1 protein-coding gene, 9 tRNA genes, 2 rRNA genes and 1 pseudogene are annotated in these 1,771 nt (G+C 44.6%); 12 read left to right on the top strand and 1 reads right to left on the bottom strand.

What is annotated here, in order from left to right; genetic code table 11:
* The 11 genes from A2U94_RS19995 to A2U94_RS20045 all read left to right on the top strand — a co-directional run.
* Nucleotides 1–188, top strand: a 23S ribosomal RNA gene (locus tag A2U94_RS19995); the annotation flags it as partial.
* 101 nt (nt 189–289) lie between these two features.
* Nucleotides 290–405: ribosomal RNA gene (rrf, locus tag A2U94_RS20000) — 5S ribosomal RNA — on the top strand.
* A gap of 9 nt (nt 406–414) precedes the next feature.
* Nucleotides 415–489: transfer RNA gene (locus A2U94_RS20005), tRNA-Glu, on the top strand.
* An 18-nt stretch (nt 490–507) separates the two neighbouring features.
* A tRNA-Val gene (locus A2U94_RS20010) sits at nt 508–583 on the top strand.
* Between the two features lie 12 nt (nt 584–595).
* Nucleotides 596–679, top strand: a tRNA-Tyr gene (locus A2U94_RS20015).
* Nucleotides 680–685: 6 nt separating this feature from the next.
* A tRNA-Gln gene (locus A2U94_RS20020) sits at nt 686–760 on the top strand.
* Between the two features lie 4 nt (nt 761–764).
* Nucleotides 765–837 (top strand) — tRNA-Lys (locus A2U94_RS20025).
* A 6-nt stretch (nt 838–843) separates the two neighbouring features.
* Nucleotides 844–920, top strand: a tRNA-Arg gene (locus tag A2U94_RS20030).
* A gap of 5 nt (nt 921–925) precedes the next feature.
* Nucleotides 926–1,002 (top strand) — tRNA-Pro (locus A2U94_RS20035).
* 23 nt (nt 1,003–1,025) lie between these two features.
* Nucleotides 1,026–1,099, top strand: a tRNA-Gly gene (locus A2U94_RS20040).
* 4 nt (nt 1,100–1,103) lie between these two features.
* Nucleotides 1,104–1,177, top strand: a tRNA-Ile gene (locus A2U94_RS20045).
* 33 nt (nt 1,178–1,210) lie between these two features.
* Here the strand turns inward: A2U94_RS20045 and A2U94_RS20050 are convergent.
* The gene (locus A2U94_RS20050) at nt 1,211–1,447 is read right to left on the bottom strand and encodes an IDEAL domain-containing protein (RefSeq protein WP_025911202.1); all 237 of its coding nucleotides are present in this window, start codon (nt 1,445–1,447) and stop codon (nt 1,211–1,213) included.
* A 151-nt stretch (nt 1,448–1,598) separates the two neighbouring features.
* On the opposite strand from A2U94_RS20050, the pseudogene A2U94_RS21400 reads away from it, so the two are divergent.
* Nucleotides 1,599–1,771: pseudogene (locus A2U94_RS21400) on the top strand (IS1595 family transposase); the annotation flags it as partial.

Consider the following 1,771-nt stretch of genomic DNA (forward strand, 5'->3'; position numbering starts at 1 on the left):
TCGCTGGGTAGCTATGTGTGGACGGGATAAGTGCTGAAAGCATCTAAGCATGAAGCCCCCCTCAAGATGAGATTTCCCATAGCGCAAGCTAGTAAGATCCCTGAAAGATGATCAGGTTGATAGGTCAGAGGTGGAAGCACGGCGACGTGTGTAGCTGACTGATACTAATCGATCGAGGACTTAACCAAATTAGAAAAGCGAAGGCGACTAATTAGGAGCCATAGCTAGACAGTAAACTTAGTACTCAGCAAAATGTTATCTAGTTTTGAGAGAATAATCTCAAAACATGTCTGGTGGCGATAGCAGAGAGGTCACACCCGTTCCCATGCCGAACACGGAAGTTAAGTTCTCTAGCGCCGATGGTAGTTGGGACTTTGTCCCTGTGAGAGTAGGACGTTGCCAGGCATTTATATTGGCCCGTTGGTCAAGTGGTTAAGACACCGCCCTTTCACGGCGGTAACACGGGTTCGAATCCCGTACGGGTCACCATAATTCTTATACATAGTTGGAGGATTAGCTCAGCTGGGAGAGCACCTGCCTTACAAGCAGGGGGTCGGCGGTTCGATCCCGTCATCCTCCACCATTTATTTAAGCTGGAGGGGTAGCGAAGTGGCTAAACGCGGCGGACTGTAAATCCGCTCCTTCGGGTTCGGCAGTTCGAATCTGCCCCCCTCCACCATCTTATTGGGCTATAGCCAAGCGGTAAGGCAACGGACTTTGACTCCGTCATGCGTTGGTTCGAATCCAGCTAGCCCAGCCAGTAAGAGCCATTAGCTCAGTTGGTAGAGCATCTGACTTTTAATCAGAGGGTCGAAGGTTCGAGTCCTTCATGGCTCATATTAAGCGCCCGTAGCTCAATTGGATAGAGCGTTTGACTACGGATCAAAAGGTTAGGGGTTCGACTCCTCTCGGGCGCGCCATAAAACGGGAAGTAGCTCAGCTTGGTAGAGCACTTGGTTTGGGACCAAGGGGTCGCAGGTTCGAATCCTGTCTTCCCGACCAGGAAATATCTTTAATTTATATATGCGGGTGTAGTTTAATGGTAAAACCTCAGCCTTCCAAGCTGATGTCGTGAGTTCGATTCTCATCACCCGCTCCATAACGGGCCTATAGCTCAGCTGGTTAGAGCGCACGCCTGATAAGCGTGAGGTCGGTGGTTCGAGTCCACTTAGGCCCACTAAAAAAGAGCATCTAGTTAAGATGCTCTTTTTCATGTAGATGTTTTTAAAAGAGATTGATACTGAAGAGACAAGTCATAAAATGCAGTACGATCTCGTTCATCTAATGCATAGTTAATTTGAGTTTCTAAAATGCTTTTTTTGTGTTTAAATAAGGCATCGTCAATAATCATGTCAATATACATATCAAGCACGTTATCAGCTTCGCGAATCTTTCTTTTGCGAGCGAGGGATTTCATCATCTCGGCGTACGATTTTTCATTGTTCATACATCATCACCTCTGCAGCCTTTTTCTTAGTATATAGAGTAAGGAACAAAAAAACAACTAATTTTCTAAATTTTTGGCTGTTTTCGTATAGATTGTTGCTAAGAGAGGCATCCTATATAATAGAATAAAAGGTTGAATAGGGGTGTTACTAATGGCAATGGCTTGGCACGATATTTACAAAGACTTTTATACTCTTTCAAAGAATGAACAACTGGAAATGTTTAAAGCAATTAAGCAAGATTTATTTCCAGAACCAAAGAATGACATTTCTAAAATGGTTGGCGAAGTTCGTGAAACACGCTTTTCAAATGGATTAGCGTGTAT

The sequence above is a fragment of the Bacillus sp. VT 712 genome, assembly GCF_001614195.1.
In the GTDB taxonomy this organism is placed as follows: Bacteria; Bacillota; Bacilli; order Bacillales; family Bacillaceae_H; genus Priestia; species Priestia flexa.

Bases quoted from the DNA above. Each gene is read 5' to 3' on its own strand.
- A2U94_RS20050 (WP_025911202.1), bottom strand. From the start codon at position 1,447: ATGAACAATGAAAAATCGTACGCCGAGATGATGAAATCCCTCGCTCGC.